Below are 18,854 nucleotides of genomic sequence, written 5' to 3' on the forward strand. Positions count from 1 at the left end.
ATGCTTGTAACCGGAAGTGACCGTCCGTGCTAGCTCAAGAATAAAAGCTCGCCTCTCCTCAAAGGATTTCGTTGAAGTGGCGCTCTGCGCAAGCGCCGATGACTGTAGGACGAGTAAGGCAACGAAAACCCTAAGCATGAGAAAGGTCGCTGAGAATGCGGCTAAGTAGCTTTTCGTTGAAATGATTGTTTCGCGTGTTCCGAGCCTGACCACGGGCAGCCATCTTCGCAATTAGATCTGGAGTTCGAAGTAGATCCAGACATCTTTCGGCGCACTCGTGAACATTAGAGAAAAAAATCGCCTCGCCTCCATCTTCGTACATGTCGAGATGATCTTGAGTTCTTTCCGCACATAACAGGCTCCCAACCGCCGGTATCTCGAGCGATCGCGTCGTATGTAGATCTTGATTGCCCTTTGAGAGGAGGCATAGGGCGATATCGGCACAGCGAATTGCCTTGATATATTCCTGACCTGACAGATTTACCGCAGTCACGTGATCGCGCAGTCGTGCGTACTCTGGTGCCTTCGTCCATCTGGGACCAAAAATTTTCAGTGGAACTCCAAGCTCGATCAGGCTTGCCAAGAACGGTCCTCTCTCTGGCATCCACGTCCCAATAAAGGATACCGGAGACCGGTAGCGAGCGACATCTTTATCGCTAAGTTGTTCCGGATTGCGACTCATGAGTTCGTCTGCGGCTTGAGTGATGCGAATTGCTCGCTTTGCACCAAAGCTTATCGCTGCTTTTGCGGAGCTCTCGCGAGGAGTTGCAAACAGATCGAAGAGCCTCAATGCTTGCAGGTAGTTGCGCCACCTATATTTGTCGCGAGAAACAAATGGATTATCAAGATTGAGACTAACGAGTTTTGTGCATCGGTTTCGAAGAATCGTGGCGGTCCTTGGGCCCACCAGGTCACCAGGATCAATCCAAGCGATATCGAACGTTGCTGTTCCGATTTGACGTTCGGTCTGACTGGCGACGAGAGAGTCGAGCCCCAAGCCGCCAAGGTGATAAATCCAAGCCTTCGTAAGTCCTGGAAACCGTAGATGTTCTTCTGGATCGATCTGAAATACGTCATGTCCAAGACGCCGGAAAGCGTTCGCTCGCTGCAAGCAAGTCCCTCCCTTGGGACCAAAATATAGGATTTTCATTTTCGTCACCGGAGGCCAAGCTTGTTTCGTCGCAGCTCGTAACCCACAACAACTACCATTATAAGGGCCGTACTGAGATTCACCCATCCCAACGCGGCCAACGTTTGACCGAAGGCATCCAGCCGCAGAAAAGCCAATCCGCAGATCGAAATCAGCAAGAACGATGTCGCTGTTCTAATATGCTTGCTTGTTGATACGAGCGGTGTTTGCAAAGTCGACCAGATCATTTCGATTGAGCCGGACAGAACTAGAAGCGCAAACAGAGGCTCGATTGCTGCTATCGTTCCGTGTGTCCAATAGACAAGGAAACGATCGCCAACTTCAGTCAAGAGAAAGTACATTCCAGCTGCTGTGGCTGTATTAAATAGGCTGTGGCTTATGAATAAGCGACGAAAGTTCTCAAACTTCCCCGCTCCCCCTAAGGTTGAGTATTCTGGTTGAAGGGTGTGACTAACCATGTTCGATCCGGTGATGCCGATCCGTGCCAGAGTGCGCATTGCGGTGAATGATGCGACTGCTGCGGGGCCGAACATTGCGCCAGCTACCACGGTCATTCCTTGAATATTGATCAAATTGCCGAGCGTATAAGCCATAAAGGTGATTGATGGAGTGAGCATATTCCGAATTAGGAGAAGGCTTGCTTCTTTGAACCTTAGGGATAGCCAGTGTGCCCGTTTTGTAACCATCACCGCTGTAGCGACGGTCGTGATTACGCGTATGATCGCTACGGCTGCTGCAGCCGCCACGAAGTTGTACCCGCTCAAGGCGACGGCTATTACAGCAATCCCTTCTAGTAATCGCGCCGTAGATGAGATGCCAATCATGACCGAGAAAAGGCCGATGGATCGTAGTCCAGCGGCAACGACTCCGAAGAAGATCGAGGAGATTATTTGAACGCTTAAGATAATCATCGCGATCCGCAATTCGGATGCAGGAATATCGCCGAACTGGAAGATCTGAGTTATGGGAGCAAAAAGAACGAAGCTTGCGTAGAGCACAAGTATAACCGTGCTTATGAAGCTAACCATCAGCAAGGTTGATTGAAATACCTCGTTAGCGCCACTGTTATCGCGGCGCGCCATTCGAATGGTCATTTCATTCGCGGCAACTTGCGCAAAACCTAGGTCCGCAAGCGTCAAGTAGCTCGACAAGGCGGAGACGACTATCCAGGCTCCATAACGCTGTAGACCCCAAGCATATATCAAAGCGGGGACGGTTGTGAACTGTAGCGCGATAGTAACGAATTGTGAATACGCCTGGGCACCTAATCCAAAAACGACCCGCGATTTTGAAGTCAGCTTATTCAATGTTCTTGCCATGTTGAGGTCGAATCGCTGGCGGTGCCGATAGCCGCTTTCTTGAGTCTTGCGCCACAAAATATTTGATCATCCCAACGAAAACGACCAGCGCGGGAATCGTCCGAAAGACGACTCCGTAGGCTCCAATCGCGGTCGTTGATATGAGCGTAGCAACGATCAACTGTGAGAATACAAGAGTTACGATTTGGTCGGATCCAATCGCCGCCTTCAATATCCTAAGTACAATGAAATACGAGGTGAACAGGACCACCGTTAGTACGATAAGAGGCGCAAGTCCGCCCATCGCATAAAATTCGCCGGCAGCCGTCACCATGGGTCTGCCTATATTTCCATATGCTCTTAGGCCGAGTTCCCAAGTTATCCGGTCACTAAATATAAGATCTTTTTGCTGCCCGATATCTGGTAGCTGACTGAGAGGTATGTTCAAGATTGCCGACCATCTGATGCTGTCTGTCCTCAGTCCGTGTAAAATCAAGTCCATCTGGGGCAATAGCGTAAATCGTTGCAACGTGGAAATATTGCCTACGAAGAAATGAGACGTAAATTGACTGTTTGGATCAATTGCTTTTGCCCAAACGGCCTGTGCTTCTGAGACGTAGAAGGGATTGACCAGAGCGCTGAGAGTCTCGATGGAGAACAGATAATCGAGGGCCTGCTCAACCATCCGGGCGGTCGAAATCTGACGAAGCCATCGTACGGATAGCATGATGTCAGAGAAAACAGAGATTGCTCGGATTAACAGGAGGCCCGCGACCACTTGCGCCAGCGTGAAAAGGCGTCGTGCAAACATCAGGTGCGCAAAGCCGAGGAAGAGTAGTGTTTCAAACAATGCTGATCGAGCATTTGCGCTAATGGCGATGACGGCCGTCAAGCCAATAATGAAGACCGTTACCCAATCTAGAGGCAATACTCCTCTCCGTTGCGCAAAATGTGTTGCCATTCCCAGCCACATCAGCAGTGAAAAGATCGACGTGAGGGGGCCACTTCCTTCAAATTGATGGGCAATCAAGAGTCCTACGACTCCCAGCGCGATGAGCGGAAACCGGGCGGCAGAAAGAGCGTCCAAACCTGATTTGCTGAATTGCGTTTCAATTTTGGCGGAGGTTGAGGATGTGAATACCCCCTCCAGGAGGTCAGCAAAAAACAACCCAATAATTACGCTGCCTTGATAAACTAACGTTATAAGCAGGGCAGTCTTTGGCTCATTTAGACCTTCAGGAACTATATTCCCGTGGAGAGATGAATACAGATAGGTCGTCGTCACGAACAGAATTGCGGGGTGCGTTGCGATAATAGCGTCGCGCCCGTTGCGCGCTGCACGAGCGCCAGCATATGCGACTACGATAGAGGCTTCGGACAATGCAAAGACTAAGATCTCGCCGCTAAAAACCCCGTGGATCGACGCGGCGATGGCCGTAGCCGCGAAAATCCAGCGCAATGCGGTTTGTATTCGTTGATCAAATCTTGTTTTTTCGCGCATAAAGACCGTTTTCAGTTCGTGTAATGGATCGGCGGACGGTCTTACAGTCGCTTTCTGATGAAGATCATGATCACCGTGCGGAGCGACGGTGGCGTGAAGTACTGAGCGATAACGAACAACGTGTGAATCCATCGTCGTCCAAAGTGGTAGGATGGCGCTGCATCCCAAGTGTACGAAGCATGTTCGTACCGGCCTCGCGGAAAAAACCGAGTGAGCGACTTTGTGTCGTTGAGACGATAGACCGCTGGAAAAATGTCCTCATCTTTTCGGTCCGGCTGTGCTCCCTTGAGGGTCGTGCGTCTCAAACTCTCAGGAATCCATGTGTTGAAGAGAGCGATATAACCGCGTCTATTCGGAGTGCGAGCACAAATCCACCCGCCTGGTTTGAGAATTCGATCCAGTTCCGCAGCCGACCCCGAAGGATCGGGAATGTGCTCGAAAGTGAAGTCTGAAACGATCAGGTCAACTGATGCATCGGGCAACGGAATATGTGAGGACTTTAGCACAATTGCGCGATCGATGCCCGGATTCGTGGTAACCACTTCGTCGACGTCCGCTCCGATTATTTCTTTTACTTTACCTTTGATTAGCACGATTGCGCGCCGATACTCGGGCGACTCCTCGTCAAGATGCGCTTTTCCTCTGCCTGCTCCGAAGTCTAACACCGTGAAATCAGGCTTCAGAAGAGAGTTAACGCGTATGTAGAACTGCAACGTCCCATCATAGCGATCAAACCCTCCGGCGAGGGTTTCAGGATATTTGGAATTAAGAAACGGGATTGATGCCACTACGAGCTCCGAAACTTTGCTTTAGCTAGTATGAAGACTGAAAGAGGACGCCGGTGGCTGTTCGGAGCAGAATCAAAATATCCAACCATACGCTCCAATTATTGATGTACCACAGGTCATACTCCACGCGCTTCTGCATCAGGTCGAGCGTGCGGGTTTCTCCGCGGTAACCATTAACTTGGGCCCAGCCGGTGATGCCCGGCTTGACGTGGTGGCGGAAGGCGTAGTTGCCGATGATCTGCTCATATTCGTCGTTGTGGGCGGCCGCGTGCGGGCGGGGGCCGACCAGCGACATGTCGCCGTTGAGCACGTTGAAGAGCTGCGGCAGCTCGTCGATCGAGGTCTTGCGCAGCCATTTGCCGATTGGCGTGACGCGCGGGTCGTTCTTCTGCGCCTGCATGATCGTCGGGCCGTCCTCGAGCACGCGCATGGTGCGGAACTTGAAGATCTTGAACGTGCGCCCGCCGAAGCCGTGGCGGGTCTGGCGGAAGAACACCGGGCCCTTCGAGCTCAGCTTGATCAGGAGCGCGGTCACCAGCATCACGGGCGCGAACACGAAGAGCGCCAAGCTTGCGCCGACCAGGTCGAGCGTCCGCTTGAGCGCGCACTCCTTCCAGGACAGCGGCGCGCGGCGCAGCTCGGCGGTGAACGTGTTGCCGGTGGAGACCAGCGGATAGCGCAAGAACCGCGCGGCGTTGGTGTCCGGCACCAGATGCACGGGGATCGGCAAGATCTTCAGCGCGTCCAGTATGCTCTCGATCGCGTGCTGCCGGCTCCAGTTCATCAGCAGGAAGACGTGCTCGATCCGATGCTCCCGCGCGAAGGCGATCAGCTCGTCGAAGCGAGGCGCCAGTGAAGAGAGCAGCAGCGGCGAGGCCAACTCCTTTGCCGGGATCTCCATCACCCGCACCAGGCGATAGCCGTGCTGGCCGAGGTCGTCGACCGCGTTCGAGGAGGTAGCAAGGCCGAACTCGGCGATCATGATCGCGCGGCCGTTGGCGAAGGCGCCGGTGCGCAAAGCATGCGCGGTCCAGCGCGCCGCCGCGATCTTCCAGGCGAGCAGGAAGGCTAGGCCGACCAGATAGAACGAGATCGTGGTGCCGCGCGAAAACTCCTCGCTGACCTTCATCGTGAAGGCGATCGCCAGCAGCGCCCCGAACAATCCGGTCCATGTCGTCAGCGTCATCCGGAACGTGCGCGGAAGGTTCGTGATGTTCTTCAGCCGGTAGCCGTGCTGCACGGTCGTCAGCAGAACGAAATTGATCGCCACCAGCACGCTCGCCGCCGCATAGACATCGGTCTTGCCGAGCGTGCCGGCGGTTGCGACATGATAGCCGACCGCGCAGCCGATTCCGCTGACCAGGACCAGCGCTACATCCACCACCGCTAATAATCGCTCGACAACCACAGGTCGAAGCCATGTAGACGTAGATCTCTTGGATGTGGTTGCAGCGGGCTCTACCAAGCGCGTCTCGGTCGTCGAATCAGCGACGGGCACCGGCCGAGTAGAAAGAATTGTCATTCTGCCAAACCCATTGACGCAAAATTATGACCCGAAGGTGCCGTGCTATCGGGCGAAATCTCTCTGAGAACAAGGCGAAGGAAAAATTAACCTTACCCCATAAGCTGCATTGTAGCCCATCTCGCCCTGACTGATATGTTCAATTTCACAACCCGTTAGGAAGTTCTTTTTGCCTCGAACCCAGCCCCGCCCGCGCACCCGGTCGAGAGAAAAGCGTACCCTTGCCATAGGCCTTGCTGCCCTGGCTTTGGTCGGGACCGTGCTTATCCTTCTCCGTCCCGATGTGGCACCCGTCCAAGCCCCTGCGGCGGCTCCGACCGCAGGTGGGGTCAAGTTCCTGCTGGACGGGCCATATGGCGCCCGCTTTGCGGGGGAGCTTGCTGCATCCAGCCAGGGATATTTCTCCTCGCGCGTTACGGTAGCTGCCCAGCCGGATCCAGACTTCGTCCAAACCATTGCACGGCAACATGCCATGGGCGTGACGAGCGGCCAGAAGTTCCTGCTGGCAACCTGGAGCGGCGTTCCGGTGACGGCGTTTGCGGCAAGCTTCCTGGATACCTCTGTCGCGATCTTTACGCTCGAAAGCTCCGGCCTGCGGCGACCGGCTGATCTGGTCGGCAAGCGGGTCGGATACCGCAAAGCGAGCGAGGGCGACGTGATTTTTGATGCCATGATGGCGCAGCTCGGTCTTCCCCGGAGCCAGATCACGAAGGTCCCCGACCGCGAAAGTTTCGAGGCTCTCATGGCCGGGGAGGTGGATGCGATCATCGCCGCAATCGATGCGCAACCTGATCCCGCCAATTCGAATAGCAGGAAGCTGAACGTCATCAAACCGCAAGACTACGGAATCCATGTTCCTGGGTTGGTCTATTTCGCAAGCAACGCTCTCATCCATGAACAGCCATCCATGATTGCCGATGTCCTTCAGGGCGTCATTCGGGGATGGCAGTTCACCTACGCAGACTATGCACGGAGCGTGCCCGTTCTCGCTGGCGCCGGACCGGCCAAGCTGCCCCCTGAGCGACTGAAATTCGAACTTCAGCAGCAGCGCCCGCTGGTACTTCCGACGGGCGGCCGGATCGGGGACTACGACGAGAGCCGCTGGCGCACGCTTCGGGATATCCTTCTGTTCGCCAAACTTGGCGAGGAAGACGTCCCTCTGGCCCAAACTGTCAACTACCAATTCCTTCGGGATGTCTACCGCCGATCGCCCGATCTCGCCGCCCCGGGCGCCTGGAGCGAGGAAAAATAGGACCAAGAAGCCACACTTGCGCGCCATATCGTCCCAAGAACCCCCGGCTGCCTCGGCATCAGTTGCATTTCCGCTGGTGGCCTTGGTAAACTTCGGTTCACTATTTAGGCTAGTCGCGGAGTGAACTGGCGACCCTGCGATGTCGGTCGGCGGGGATCTGACGAGCATGGTTGGGAATCGACTCCGCAGGGGCGAGGAGCTATTTTGGATGTTTAATACGTTGATCCGCGCAGGCCTTTTGGCCGCAACTGTTACCTTCTGCACAGTGAGCGGAGCGAACGCCGCGATGCAGATGCCTGCACCGGCAGCCCTGCTGTCGGGCGAAAGCCAGGCGACGCCTGTGACGTTCTGGGCGCAGCCTTATCCCTACCGCTACGCGCCGTGGCGCCGTTGCCCGGTGGTGCGTGTCGAGACGCCCTATGGCTGGTATATGGACCGGGTTTGCGCGCCTCTTGGTCCCGTCCTCCGCCGGGCGTACTGACGTTAGCCTAACCCGGGCGGCGGCTGCCGTTTTCATCGATCTTCGAGGCAGCCGCACGGCCGAGGCGGCTGCCTTGCTCGTTTTTGTTTCATTCTGTGCCAACCTTTTGTGCGCGCTGCGCGGGTTCACCATGAATATCTTCCCGTAGTCTGGACGGGCTGTCGCATGGTGAAGATTGTGTTACCCGTCTGGCGGGGCTGCATTGGCAGCGTAATCGCGTAACGCGGCGGCGGCTGAATCTCACACGGTGAGGTTCCGGCGCACCGAGCGCTGGTAGAGGGTACGATGACAGGGGCTGCAACCTACGATCTCTCGGGCAAACGTGTCTTTGTCGCGGGTCACCGAGGCATGGTCGGATCGGCTGTCGTCCGCAGGCTCACATCCGAGAATTGCACCGTGCTGACGGCTGATCGGCGTGAGCTCGATCTCACGAAAGAAGAGGCCACTCTGCGATGGCTCGAGGCCAATCGTCCCGAGGTCGTGGTTCACGCAGCCGCAAAGGTCGGTGGTATCGCAGCCAACAACAATTTTCCGGTCGACTTTCTCTGCGACAATCTTGCGTTGGAATTGAGCGTGATCCGCGCAAGCCACGCGGTCGGTGTGCAGCGCCTGCTGTTCCTCGGCTCGTCTTGCATCTATCCCAAACACGCCAAGCAGCCAATGGCCGAAAGCGAATTACTGACAGGGCCGCTTGAGCCGACCAACGAATGGTATGCAATCGCCAAGATTGCCGGCCTCAAGATGTGCCAGGCGTATCGTCGGCAATATGGCGATGATTTTATCTCAGTCATGCCGACGAATCTTTACGGCCGCGGCGACAATTATCATCCCGATCACAGCCATGTTCCGGCAGCTTTGATCCGGCGCTTTCACGAAGCCAAGATCGCCAAGGCGCCGACAGTCACTGTGTGGGGCACGGGCACGCCGCTCCGCGAATTCCTCAACGTCGAGGATTTTGCCGACGCCTGCGTTTTCCTTCTGAAGAATTATTCAAGCGACCTGCCGATTAACGTTGGCAGCGGCGACGAGTTGTCGATTGCCCAATTTGCAACAGCGGTTGCGGAAGTCGTGGGCTATGAAGGTAAGCTTGTGTTCGATACCTCAAAGCCAGACGGAACGCCCCGCAAGCTGCTCGATAGTTCGAGGCTTCTTGGGCTTGGCTGGCGCCCGAACGTTGCTCTGCGGGCCGGTCTTGCGGCCGCCTACGAAGATTTTTTGAAGGGCTACGGACGCCATTTGGAAGTCAGCGCAACGCACTGAGTAAACGACTGGGACTGCAAAAAGATTTTTTATTCTGAACTTTGATTTGGGCGGGGCTTAATGCGTGTTCTTCTGGTCGGCATCAACTATGCGCCCGATCTGATCGGCGTGGCGAAATACAACGCCGAGCTCTGCGAAAGTCTGGCCGCGGAGGGGCATGAAGTTAAGGTCATTACGGCGCCGCCCTACTATCCGGCCTGGAAGATTCCCCCGGCGTTCAAGTCGTCCTACTTCAGATCAAGAGATATTGGCGGCGTTCAAGTGACGCGTACGCCGATTTATGTGCCGGGACATCCCTCGGGCGCAAAACGGTTGGTCCATCATGCTTCATTCGCGCTCACGAGCGCGGCGCCGGTCCTCCTTCAGGCGCTATCCTGGCGACCCGATATTATGATCGCCGTCGCGCCATCGCTGATGTCGGCTGCTTTCGTCTCGTTCGTAGCCCGTCGCGTCGGTGCGAAGTCGTGGCTCCACATTCAGGATTTCGAGGTCGATGCGGCGTTCGACCTTGGTCTGTTGCGCAATCCTAACTTGCGAAAATGGATGCTGAAAGCCGAGGCGGCGATCCTCAGATCGTTCGATCATGTTTCAACCATCTCTCAAGCAATGGTCGAGCGGCTGAGAATCAAAGGGCTGCGTCCCGACAAGACAGCCGAGGTGAGAAACTGGATTGACACCAATGCGATCTGCCCGGGATCGCGAATGACCAAATACCGTCAGGAGCTGAAGCTGGGCGAGAGCGAACTTGTTGCACTTTACTCTGGAACAATGTCCAACAAGCAAGGCCTCGAACTCGTGATCGAGGCAGCGATTGGATTAGAGAAAAGCCATCCGCACATCCACTTCATCCTCGCAGGCGAGGGGCCTCATAAAATGAGGCTCGAGCAACTCGCCACCGGACATGGCAATATCCATTTTCTCGGGCTTCAGCCGATCGATAGCTTCAATCAATTGATGGCCACGGCCGATTTTCATCTGATTCCGCAGAAGGCCGAGGCCGCCGATCTGGTGTTGCCCTCGAAACTTGGCGCAATCTTCGCGTCCGCGCGGCCTGTCATCGCGATGGCCGAAGAAGGTACGGGTCTTGCGGCGGAAGTCACGGATGCGGGCCTTGTGATTCCGCCCGGAGATTCGTCGGCCCTCGAGCTCGCAATTTGCCAGCTCAGCGAAGCGCCGGCCCTGCGTGAGCACTACGGCGAAGAAGGAAGAAAACGAGCCCTTGATCGTTGGGACAGGCGTACGATCGTGCGCCGGTGGTCGGATGCTATGACAGGGCAGGGCAATGCGGCAGGGCAGACGAATGCCGGCCTGACGGACGCTGCGACCAACATTGGGCTTCCCGTTGAGGATGCTGTTCGGTCGTCCTAAGGCACTCGACAGCAGTGGATGCGTGACGTCATCTCAAAAAAAGAGCGCCCCGATGGGCGCTCACTTGCTTGGCTAGATCGCTTTTCTGGCCGACCTGTAAGAACTACTCGTGGCGCGGATAATATCTGAAGCCGTGCTGCTTGATGAGTTCGTCCCGTTTTGCGGATTCGAGATCTTCCTTCATCATTTCCCGAACCAGGCTTTCGAACGACGTCTTCGGCTCCCAGCCGAGTTTCTGCTTGGCCTTGGACGGATCACCAAGAAGCGTCGCGACCTCAGTGGGACGGAAATAGCGCGGATCGACCGAAACGATGCACTTTCCGCTCTTGGCGTCATATCCCTTTTCCTCGACGCCGCTTCCCTCCCAGCGAACTGTCATGCCGATTTCATTTGCGGCGACATTGACAAAATCTCGGACGGAATGTTGCACGCCGGTAGCAATGACGAAATCCTCTGGCTTGTCTTGTTGCAGCATCAGCCATTGCATTTCGACATAATCACGCGCATGTCCCCAATCGCGCAGCGCGTCCAGATTGCCAAGGTACAGCCGTTCCTGCAGTCCCAAGTAGATGCGCGCTAAAGCTCGCGTGATCTTTCGGGTCACGAAGGTTTCGCCGCGAACCGGAGATTCGTGGTTAAAGAGGATGCCATTGCAGGCATACATGTCATAGGCTTCGCGGTAGTTGACCGTGATCCAGTAGGCGTAAAGCTTGGCGACGGCGTATGGGGAGCGCGGATAGAATGGCGTGGTTTCCTTTTGGGGGATTTCCTGGACCAAACCGTAGAGCTCGGACGTCGAAGCCTGGTAGAACCGCGCCTTCTTTTCCAAGCCTGTAATGCGCATGGCCTCGAGGATACGCAAAGTACCGAGGCCATCGGAATTTGCAGTATACTCAGGTTCCTCGAACGAAACCGCCACATGGCTCTGCGCCGCAAGATTGTAGATCTCGTCCGGCTGCACCTGGCCGACGATACGGATCAGGCTCGAAGAGTCCGTGAGATCTCCGTAGTGGAGCCGGAACGGCGGATTAGGTTCGTGCGGATCGAGATAGAGATGATCAATGCGATCGGTGTTGAACAGCGAGGTCCGGCGTTTGATGCCATGAACCTCATATCCCTTCTGCAAAAGAAGTTCGGCCAAATAGGCGCCGTCCTGGCCTGTGACGCCGGTAATAAGTGCTCGTTTCTTTGTCATATCAGTCCCAAAAATGGAAATTGGTGCTTACACGAAATTGACCTGGATAGGGAGGGCGAAATAGAGCGAAAATCAAGCTTAGATTAACAGCGTCTGGCTCCCGCCGGCGCGCCAAAGATCTCCTCGGAGTACGTGCGAGGCGCAGTGCCATTCAAGGTCTCCGTCTCTCGTTTGACCGTAGTCGGGCGAGAGGCCTCCAAGCCGCGGAAAAAACTAGATCGGATCTCATGACCATATGAGGCTAAGCCCCGTTGATCAGAAGGCCAGCTAGAAGGTCGCGACTTCCCGTGTCCACCGTTGTGGATCCGTTCCCGACTCCGCACGCAGGATAGTGAACCGATCCAAAGCGTCCACAAGCGGCGTGACCACTGGACTCAAGTTATCGAGTACGAGGACTGCTCTTCCCTCGCGCACGAGCAGCACAAGATGGTGCTCTCCAGTCGCTCGGACGACGACCTCGGCGAGAAGGAGGGCCGAGCTGGGCCAGCCGGATCGCAACAGCAGATGGCGCTTGGTGACGGCGTAATCACCGCAATTGCCCTCGTCAGGGAAGATCTGCCACTCGGCGTCGCGTCGGCTTGCCAGCGGGTCCTTTGGCGCTATGCCGAAATTCACCGTTGAATTGATCTGGGCCAGTTCTCGCCAACGCTGAACTGAGGAGCGGAAGTCTCGGATCCTGCGATCGTCGTGGCGTTGGCAGTCGTCGGGATATTGAATGCAGAACTGCGAGAATGACAGCGGTGGTGTCACCGCTTGTGATTGGTAGTTCGAATAGGCGGGCTGGCCGCAAACGAAATACATTATGGCCAGCATGCGGACCGCATGCCTGATCATCGAAAGTTCGCCTGACATTTCTGATTGCTAGACGAAGTATATTGCGATGCGGTGGAAGCGCTATGACAATTGTGAGGCAATCATGCCCAATCGTCGAGCAGCGCGCGGGCTCGATCTCGTCCGGACGGAAGGCAACCATGGCGCAGTCCACGGCATTCAGTTTTCGCAAGTTCTGTGTCCTTACAACATGGGGGGCCCGCCTGCCTGCTCCATCATCCCTCACTCTCGAAGTTCGGCTTGCTGAACGACGCTAGAGTCCATGCAAGGCCTCGTCAGCAAGACCTCTTCGCGAAACGTGACGCCGCTTCGCGGACCACCGCGCCCAGTACGATTGGCAAGATCTGCCATTTTTGAACGTTGCAGGTTGTTGATTTCCTTCAGCAACATCAGGCGCCGAAGCTGTGCTCCGTTCAGGAGTGATTCAAACAGCGCGAGGATCTCGCGCGCCTGAACATAGACCTCCATGCTGATGGCGTGTTGATCGAAACCGTACGATCGAAGATGGGCTTCGATATCGAGTGCAGCGGAAGCATCCAGTTGCCAGTCCAAGGCGTTATGGATGGTGTAGATTTCGGCTACATCTGGAAGTCCGGAGCAATGCCGGCCACATCGATCCGACGAAGCGTCATCTCGACAGCCTTTTGGCGATAGGTGCTCAGCAGCCTATGTCGCATAACCCGATAGCGTTGCATCTCCCAGGAGAGTTCCGCGATGTCGATGGCCAGGAGCCATTCGACAGCTGATTGAGGATCGATGTCCCTCCGCGCATGTTTGGCAAGAGTCCGGATGGGGCCCATCGCGACATACTGCGCTGCCGCACGAACTTGGCTGCTATAGGAGCAAAGCGGACGTAGTCACCAGTCACATGACGCCGCGTTCATTGGTACACGGGACGTGCGCCCAAGGATGTCTCGTCCGATTGAAAAGCAGCCGGTCGAGTGGTCTCAACTCGTCTGATACCCTAGGTCCGCTGGGTTGCTAGACCGAAACGGCGTCCATCCGAAGTGCTCCAGCAGACCGTGCGCAAGGGTGGGACAGTTGGGCTGCCGGAGATGATTGGCAGCGTCGGCCTATCCGGATCGTTGCTTTGATCGCATCTAGTTCGTCAGGAGCTCCGGGTGCGTGTCCGCCGAAACGCTCTTCGTTGCCCCAATCCTTCCATCCATTCAGCGAAGTTCAGGCCGTCGCTCACGACACTGATCCAAAAAAATGCGCCCGTTGGTCTGAAGGCGAAGATCGCGACGGCGTCGTCGTGTCAGCAGTCGAATGTCCATGCAACCGACACCAACCAAAACAGTAAGTCCTTATGTAAGTATTCCCTTCAGCCCCGCATAGATAGATCCGATGGCAGTAATCGCGACACCGGCGAGGGGGCCCACCGTGTGCATCAGGTCCTGGATGAGGCGCGCGCGGCGGCGGAGCTGCTCCTCGCCGACGTGTTGACCGAGCAGCCGCGCAGCACGAAACGCAAACGCGTTGGGCTTGCCTCCTTGCGCCAGCACCCGCGGCAATACATGGAAGATCAGGGCCGCGAGAATGTTGCCAGACACGAAGGCGAGCAGGATGCTCGCGCCGTACTCGATCACCTCCCGCCATTCGATCCAAGGCCCTGGAAGGATTGGGACCTTGTCGTGAATACCTGTCACAGTAAGCATCGCGTGCACGCTCAAAGCGGCCGTGCAGAACGCCAACATAAAGGCGCCATTCGCTGACACCTTGTGCACGCGATAGGCGGCAAAGCCAAACAGCAGCGGAATCACAACGGAAGCGAGCCGCAGTGGCAGCGGCGAGATGTTGAAGACGATCGTGACGAGAATATGCGCGATCACCAGAAACAGCGATGGAATGAGCGCATAGGGTACTGCATAGCTCGAAAAATACCGTACCGGATGCCTATGACGCTCGAGATTGGCGTTGACCTGGTCGAGCTCACGCCTCAGGCCGTCGAGTTGGACGACGATATCATCGATCTCGCGCAGCATCGGACGCACCACCCGCAGATCGCGCGAGCAATGCTTGCAGACGATCGCTTCATCCTTAATCGTTTCGGCGCAGAACGGACATTCCATCGGTAAGCGTCGGTTTCGTGGGTTGTCTAATCATCTCAAGCTCGGCTCGCGCGTGCCGCAACTGATCGCGCAGAAGATCGCGTTTTCGAACAAGATCATCTATCTCGGCAATCAACGTGGCCGGGACGGCAATGTCGCGCGAACAGGTTGCACAAACAAGCGCGCCCTCAGCATTTTCAGATCGGCAGTATAGACAGCTCACTGGCATACTACGGCTCTACTTTTAGGGTGAAGATCGCGCTGGCCGGTCGACCATCCGTGTCCTTCACGTCTACTCTCAGTGTGTATTCGCCCGCCGGCAGCTCAGCATCCAGGATGTTGATGCCGTCACGTCGGATGAATGGCTTGGCCCGCGAGGTGAGATCGACGTTCGGGGTCCGAAGATAGATGACCTTGACCGATTCCGGATCGATCTTGGCTCCGCCAAAGGCTTCGAACTTCAGTTGAAGCCGCAAGGGCGAATGAACGGTCTCACCCGGCGAGACCACCTCCACCCTGGGGCCGCGCAGAATACCGCGACGATCTGCGGCAATGGCGCCTTTTGGCGGCGGCAGCCTTGCTTCCTCTTCCGTGATGAGTTGCGTCGCTTGAGCCCCACCCGGGATTAGAAGGCTGACTGCCAAAGCGCCTACCCATATCCTGTTCATGACCTGCCTTGTTGCCCGGTCGCTCAATCCTTCCCTCCAGCGCCCGAGTGCCGCACGCCACCGTCGCCAATGATTGTGTACGGGGCCCAAAATAGCGGATGCGCATAGGCGAATTCCGTGTTGCCTTCGCTGCCGAGATAACCGGGCCCATCCACCAGAGCCATCATGGCTTGGCGCAGAGCTTCGCTGCGCCCCAGCGTTGGATCGTCAGCCTGACGCTTGAACAGGTCGGTCACTAGCTGCCGTGCGGATTGCGAGTGCACCGACCAGTTCGTCACCAGCAATGCACGGCTCCCAGCATAGAAGAAGGCGCGACCCAGCCCCGAGGCGGCTTCTGCACCAGCTCCTGCGCCGGCACCGGTATTGCAGGCGGACAAGATCACCCAATCGGCATCGAGCTTGAGACCCAGGATCTCTTCCATCGTCAGAAGCCCATCTCCGGCCTCGCCGGTGACTGCCGGCGAGGAGAGCGCAAGTGCGGGCTGAGTCAGACCGTTGAGCTCCCCCGGAACAAGTCCGTGCGTGGCGAACGCCAGGATGTTGAATTTGGAGAGATTCAACTTCTTGACCACGCCTTCGGCCGCATCCTTGCCCAGAAATAGCGCCTTCGATGGATCAGCCTGCAGCGCCAGCGCGATCGACTTCAGCTCCTCAGCGGTATCTGGCAGGCGAGGGAGCAGAGCCAGCTCCGCACTGTCGACGCCGTCGAAGTTCGGGCTGTTGCGGCGCTTCAGCGGCACGCCGCGGGTGAGACTCGCGGTAGCATCAGCCACCTGGACTTGGTCTTGCTCAACTTCTGCCTCCGCAAGCTGATCCTTGTTGAAATACGGGTCGCCGAACGCCACCAACTCGCTCCGGCCCGCCTTGCCCGGCGGCAATTGGCGCAGCGTGCGCAAGGCCGCTGCAGACGGAACAACTGAAACGGCGTGAGTGCGGGCAAGCCACGCCACGTGTCGGTATCCCGCAAACAAAGAATCGTCATCGGGTGCAATTTCGGCTAGCGCGGTTGGCAACAGTGACAATGGCAACAGGCCGAGCGCACCGTTGGTGATAACAATCAGATTCTTGGCGGGCTTCCAGCCGCTCTCCACTGGCTTGAGCAGAAGCTCGTAGAGTTCATAAGCAAGCTTCAGGTCGAACTGCGGGATGTCGGAAATCATTGCCGCCTGCGGCTCAAGCGCCTCGCGCAGCTTGCGGATCTTCCTTTCAACATCGCCAATGCCGGCTTTCACCACGGCAAAGCCGAGGGGGCCCGATTTCGGAATGGCCCAGACAAAGCTGCCATTTTGGCCGAAGTAAAAGGACAATACGGCTTCGTCTTCAGCAAGTATCGACCGAACTTCCGCCAGGCTCGGCGGCTTCGGTGCGACGAGATCAGCATAGGATGGGAACTTCTGCTTGATCTCCAGCCGTGCCTTATCGCGCTCGACGCGCAACGTCGAGATCGCCGCCTGGATCTGCTGCATGCCCTTTTCATCGCGCTCTGAGGTCGGGATTGCGAGCACATTGTTGAGGAGCCCGAGCTGGGCATTGACCTGCTTCGTGAGGTCCTGCTCCTTGCGCACGAGCTCAGCGAGCACTGTATCTTTTGCGGCCGCACGGGCGCTGGACGCGGCCAGGGCCTGCTGGACCGAGCGAGCCCTGATCGCATCGGCAAGGCTGAAGGTTTCCTCGCCGACTTCGTCTGCCGTGCGCGGTGCACGAGCGAGCAGGGCAAAATAGCTCTCCACGGTCATTTGCAGCCTCTGGACGCGAGCGGCTGTCACAGTCGTGTTTTCCTCATCGGCGTTCTCGCGTGTGTTCGCCATCATGACGGGGATCGCGGCCTTGAATTCGCGGATCGCCTCCGCATCGCGATGGGCGCGCATCAGCCCGACCGCCAGCGTGCCACGCACCGAAGCGACGTCAAAGTGGCTTTCGCCGACACGGCTGATCTGCTTCTTCAGCAACTGCTCAGCCAAGCTGATACCTGCGTCGACCTGGCCGGACGCATAAAGCGAAAGGATGCGCGAAGGATTGAGCTCGAACGCTTGGCGGCGCTGCGGCTCCCAATTGACGATGGCCTTGTCGATCCGTGTATAAATCTCGTTTGCCTCCAGGCCCTTGCGCTGGAGCGTCAGGATGCCCGCAAGTTGCGCCAGGAATTGCACGGTTGGCTGTGAGTCTTCCGCAAGTCCCAGGGCTTGATTGACTTCCAACGCGGCCTGCACCAATTGCGTAGCCTCTTGATAGCGGCCTTGCTCAACGAGCATGCCGGCGAGACCCACAATGAAGCGCGGCGTGGCCGGGTTGAACTTCCCGACGTCCTTCAAGCGAGAAAGGAGAGCACGGCGTGCATCGACCTCCGCTTCCGCCAGTTTTCCCTGGCGCGCCTCCGTTCGAGCCAGGTTCAGCACGGTGGTGTCGATCGACCACAGCAGCGTTGACGCGGATGGCGGGTTGGGAGCGGCCAGAAGGCCCTTGATGCTGGCGCGCTTGCGCTGCTCTGTTGCGCGATAAGAAGCTTCCGCCTCGCTGAATTGCCCTCGGGCCTCGAAAATCATGGCGCGAGTAAATTCCACCTCAGCCTCCCAGGACTGACCAAATCTGGCATAGGCAGTTCGCCAAGCAGGATGACCGCTCGTCCTCGCCTCCTGGATCGCACTCAAACTTCGCCGCAGATAAGCTTCGGCCTGTGCGATGTCGCCCATTTGGATCAGGATGCCGGCAACCTGCCGATTTGCGTTGAATTGGTAGCCCTTGCCGCCAGCCGCATTCGCGATGTCACGGAGTTGACGCTGGTAGATCTCAAGCGCTTTTCGGGGTTCGCCGGATGCCAGATATTGCTGCCCCGCAAACTGCATCAGGCGCCCCATCATCCTCGGGTCGGCAGCCCCCCGACCTGCTTCAACGGCCTGGTTCGCATCCGCAATCGATTGGTCCAGCCGTCCTAGTTGCGCCCGTGCGTTGCCACGATCGAAATAGAATTGCGCCAGCTTTTGCGCGGAGTCCTTGCCCGTTGGCGATGCCTCCGCCGCCGACCTCAACTTCTCGATCACTTTCAGATCGGGCTTTTCACTGTCGAGGATCGCCGTGATGTCCGAGATCGTGCGCGGCGGCGCAATGAAGCCGGCGGGAAGCGGGGCTCCCGGCGCAAGTTGGGGCGCCACCTCGGCTGGAACCTCGACCGCGACATTCGCGCGCCCGTTGGCGGATTTCAGAGCCGCCATGACACAGGCGCGGACCGGTGGGGTTGCACGGGCACGACAGCCGCCGAAATCGCCGCCGGCTTGCATGCAGGCCTGAACAATCGGCCGACCGACCTTTATCCGACAGCTCCCGATCGCCGCTTCCATCGTGAGGGCGGTGGCAGACGATACCGACCCCATCAAGACGCAGCTCAAAATCATCTTGCGAGAGGTCGGTCGCAGGAGAGCAAATAAGAGACTTTCGATTGCGCTGTAAAATCGCATTTGAAATCCCCTGCGCAGCATGGAATTCGTGCGACGA

Annotated in this window: 16 protein-coding genes; 5 read left to right on the forward strand and 11 right to left on the reverse strand. The window is 57.1% G+C overall.

The window, feature by feature from the left end:
• Positions 1-130: 130 nt before the first annotated feature.
• Genes ML401_RS07830 through ML401_RS07850 form a run of 5 tightly spaced genes read right to left on the reverse strand, consistent with a single transcriptional unit; the run spans position 131 to position 6,121 of the window.
• Entirely contained in the window at positions 131-1,111 is a 981-nt protein-coding gene (locus ML401_RS07830; protein ID WP_285811204.1) for a glycosyltransferase, read from the reverse strand.
• A gap of 44 nt (positions 1,112-1,155) precedes the next feature.
• A complete protein-coding gene (locus ML401_RS07835) occupies positions 1,156-2,469 on the reverse strand; it encodes a lipopolysaccharide biosynthesis protein (RefSeq protein WP_285811205.1) in 1,314 nt (437 codons plus the stop codon).
• Positions 2,450-4,081 carry a hypothetical protein gene (locus ML401_RS07840; RefSeq protein ID WP_285811206.1) on the reverse strand — a complete coding sequence of 544 codons (1,632 nt, stop codon included), beginning with the start codon at positions 4,079-4,081 and terminating at the stop codon, positions 2,450-2,452. The genes ML401_RS07835 and ML401_RS07840 overlap by 20 nt, the downstream gene beginning before the upstream one ends.
• The gene (locus tag ML401_RS07845) at positions 3,991-4,737 is read right to left on the reverse strand and encodes a class I SAM-dependent methyltransferase (protein ID WP_285811208.1); all 747 of its coding nucleotides are present in this window, start codon (positions 4,735-4,737) and stop codon (positions 3,991-3,993) included. Before ML401_RS07845 ends, ML401_RS07840 begins: the two co-directional genes overlap by 91 nt.
• 25 nt (positions 4,738-4,762) lie before the next feature.
• A complete protein-coding gene (locus tag ML401_RS07850) occupies positions 4,763-6,121 on the reverse strand; it encodes an undecaprenyl-phosphate glucose phosphotransferase (RefSeq protein WP_285811210.1) in 1,359 nt (452 codons plus the stop codon).
• A 421-nt stretch (positions 6,122-6,542) separates the two neighbouring features.
• Here ML401_RS07850 and ML401_RS07855 point away from each other — a divergent pair, with 421 nt between their 5' ends.
• From ML401_RS07855 to ML401_RS07870, 4 genes are all read left to right on the forward strand, one after another.
• The gene (locus ML401_RS07855) at positions 6,543-7,511 is read left to right on the forward strand and encodes an ABC transporter substrate-binding protein (RefSeq protein WP_285812640.1); all 969 of its coding nucleotides are present in this window, start codon (positions 6,543-6,545) and stop codon (positions 7,509-7,511) included.
• A gap of 208 nt (positions 7,512-7,719) precedes the next feature.
• The gene (locus ML401_RS07860) at positions 7,720-7,992 is read left to right on the forward strand and encodes a hypothetical protein (RefSeq protein WP_285811211.1); all 273 of its coding nucleotides are present in this window, start codon (positions 7,720-7,722) and stop codon (positions 7,990-7,992) included.
• 285 nt (positions 7,993-8,277) lie between these two features.
• Positions 8,278-9,252, forward strand: a complete 975-nt coding sequence (locus ML401_RS07865) for a GDP-L-fucose synthase (RefSeq protein WP_285811213.1) — start codon at positions 8,278-8,280, stop codon at positions 9,250-9,252.
• Between the two features lie 60 nt (positions 9,253-9,312).
• Positions 9,313-10,620 (forward strand): WcaI family glycosyltransferase, encoded by a 1,308-nt coding sequence (locus ML401_RS07870; protein ID WP_285811214.1) that lies wholly within the window; start codon positions 9,313-9,315, stop codon positions 10,618-10,620.
• 103 nt (positions 10,621-10,723) lie between these two features.
• Here the strand turns inward: ML401_RS07870 and gmd are convergent, their stop codons facing one another.
• The 4 genes from gmd to ML401_RS07890 all read right to left on the reverse strand — a co-directional run bounded on the left by gmd (position 10,724) and on the right by ML401_RS07890 (position 14,631).
• Positions 10,724-11,815: a GDP-mannose 4,6-dehydratase gene (gene gmd / locus ML401_RS07875; RefSeq protein WP_285811216.1), complete on the reverse strand. Its 1,092-nt coding sequence runs from the start codon at positions 11,813-11,815 to the stop codon at positions 10,724-10,726.
• Positions 11,816-12,082: 267 nt separating this feature from the next.
• Entirely contained in the window at positions 12,083-12,649 is a 567-nt protein-coding gene (locus ML401_RS07880; RefSeq protein ID WP_285811218.1) for a transglutaminase-like cysteine peptidase, read from the reverse strand.
• Between the two features lie 219 nt (positions 12,650-12,868).
• Positions 12,869-13,198, reverse strand: coding sequence for a hypothetical protein (locus ML401_RS07885; protein ID WP_285811220.1), 330 nt, complete (start codon positions 13,196-13,198; stop codon positions 12,869-12,871).
• A gap of 755 nt (positions 13,199-13,953) precedes the next feature.
• The gene (locus ML401_RS07890; protein ID WP_285811222.1) at positions 13,954-14,631 is read right to left on the reverse strand and encodes a hypothetical protein; all 678 of its coding nucleotides are present in this window, start codon (positions 14,629-14,631) and stop codon (positions 13,954-13,956) included.
• A 34-nt stretch (positions 14,632-14,665) separates the two neighbouring features.
• On the opposite strand from ML401_RS07890, the gene ML401_RS07895 reads away from it, so the two are divergent.
• Positions 14,666-14,911, forward strand: coding sequence for a hypothetical protein (locus ML401_RS07895; protein WP_285811223.1), 246 nt, complete (start codon positions 14,666-14,668; stop codon positions 14,909-14,911).
• A gap of 16 nt (positions 14,912-14,927) precedes the next feature.
• Here the strand turns inward: ML401_RS07895 and ML401_RS07900 are convergent, their stop codons facing one another.
• Both ML401_RS07900 and ML401_RS07905 read right to left on the reverse strand, forming a co-directional pair.
• On the reverse strand, positions 14,928-15,392 hold the full coding sequence (locus ML401_RS07900; protein WP_285811225.1) for a hypothetical protein: 465 nt from the start codon (positions 15,390-15,392) through the stop codon (positions 14,928-14,930).
• Complete coding sequence (locus ML401_RS07905) at positions 15,389-18,838, reverse strand: CHAT domain-containing protein (RefSeq protein ID WP_285811227.1); 3,450 nt, start codon at positions 18,836-18,838, stop codon at positions 15,389-15,391. The genes ML401_RS07900 and ML401_RS07905 overlap by 4 nt, the downstream gene beginning before the upstream one ends.
• Between the last annotated feature and the right edge of the window lie 16 nt (positions 18,839-18,854).

Origin of the sequence: Bradyrhizobium sp. 62B (genome assembly GCF_030272265.2) — a bacterium.
Taxonomy (GTDB): domain Bacteria; phylum Pseudomonadota; class Alphaproteobacteria; order Rhizobiales; family Xanthobacteraceae; genus Bradyrhizobium.

Excerpts from the sequence above, each read along its gene's own strand:
- ML401_RS07835 (WP_285811205.1), bottom strand. The coding sequence starts at position 2,469 with ATGGCAAGAACATTGAATAAGCTGACTTCAAAATCGCGGGTCGTTTTT.
- ML401_RS07840 (WP_285811206.1), bottom strand. The coding sequence starts at position 4,081 with ATGGATTCACACGTTGTTCGTTATCGCTCAGTACTTCACGCCACCGTC.
- ML401_RS07860 (WP_285811211.1), top strand. The coding sequence starts at position 7,720 with ATGTTTAATACGTTGATCCGCGCAGGCCTTTTGGCCGCAACTGTTACC.
- ML401_RS07865 (WP_285811213.1), top strand. The coding sequence starts at position 8,278 with ATGACAGGGGCTGCAACCTACGATCTCTCGGGCAAACGTGTCTTTGTC.
- ML401_RS07870 (WP_285811214.1), top strand. The coding sequence starts at position 9,313 with ATGCGTGTTCTTCTGGTCGGCATCAACTATGCGCCCGATCTGATCGGC.
- gmd (WP_285811216.1), bottom strand. The coding sequence starts at position 11,815 with ATGACAAAGAAACGAGCACTTATTACCGGCGTCACAGGCCAGGACGGC.
- ML401_RS07880 (WP_285811218.1), bottom strand. The coding sequence starts at position 12,649 with ATGATCAGGCATGCGGTCCGCATGCTGGCCATAATGTATTTCGTTTGC.
- ML401_RS07890 (WP_285811222.1), bottom strand. The coding sequence starts at position 14,631 with ATGCTGCGCGAGATCGATGATATCGTCGTCCAACTCGACGGCCTGAGG.
- ML401_RS07905 (WP_285811227.1), bottom strand. The coding sequence starts at position 18,838 with ATGCTGCGCAGGGGATTTCAAATGCGATTTTACAGCGCAATCGAAAGT.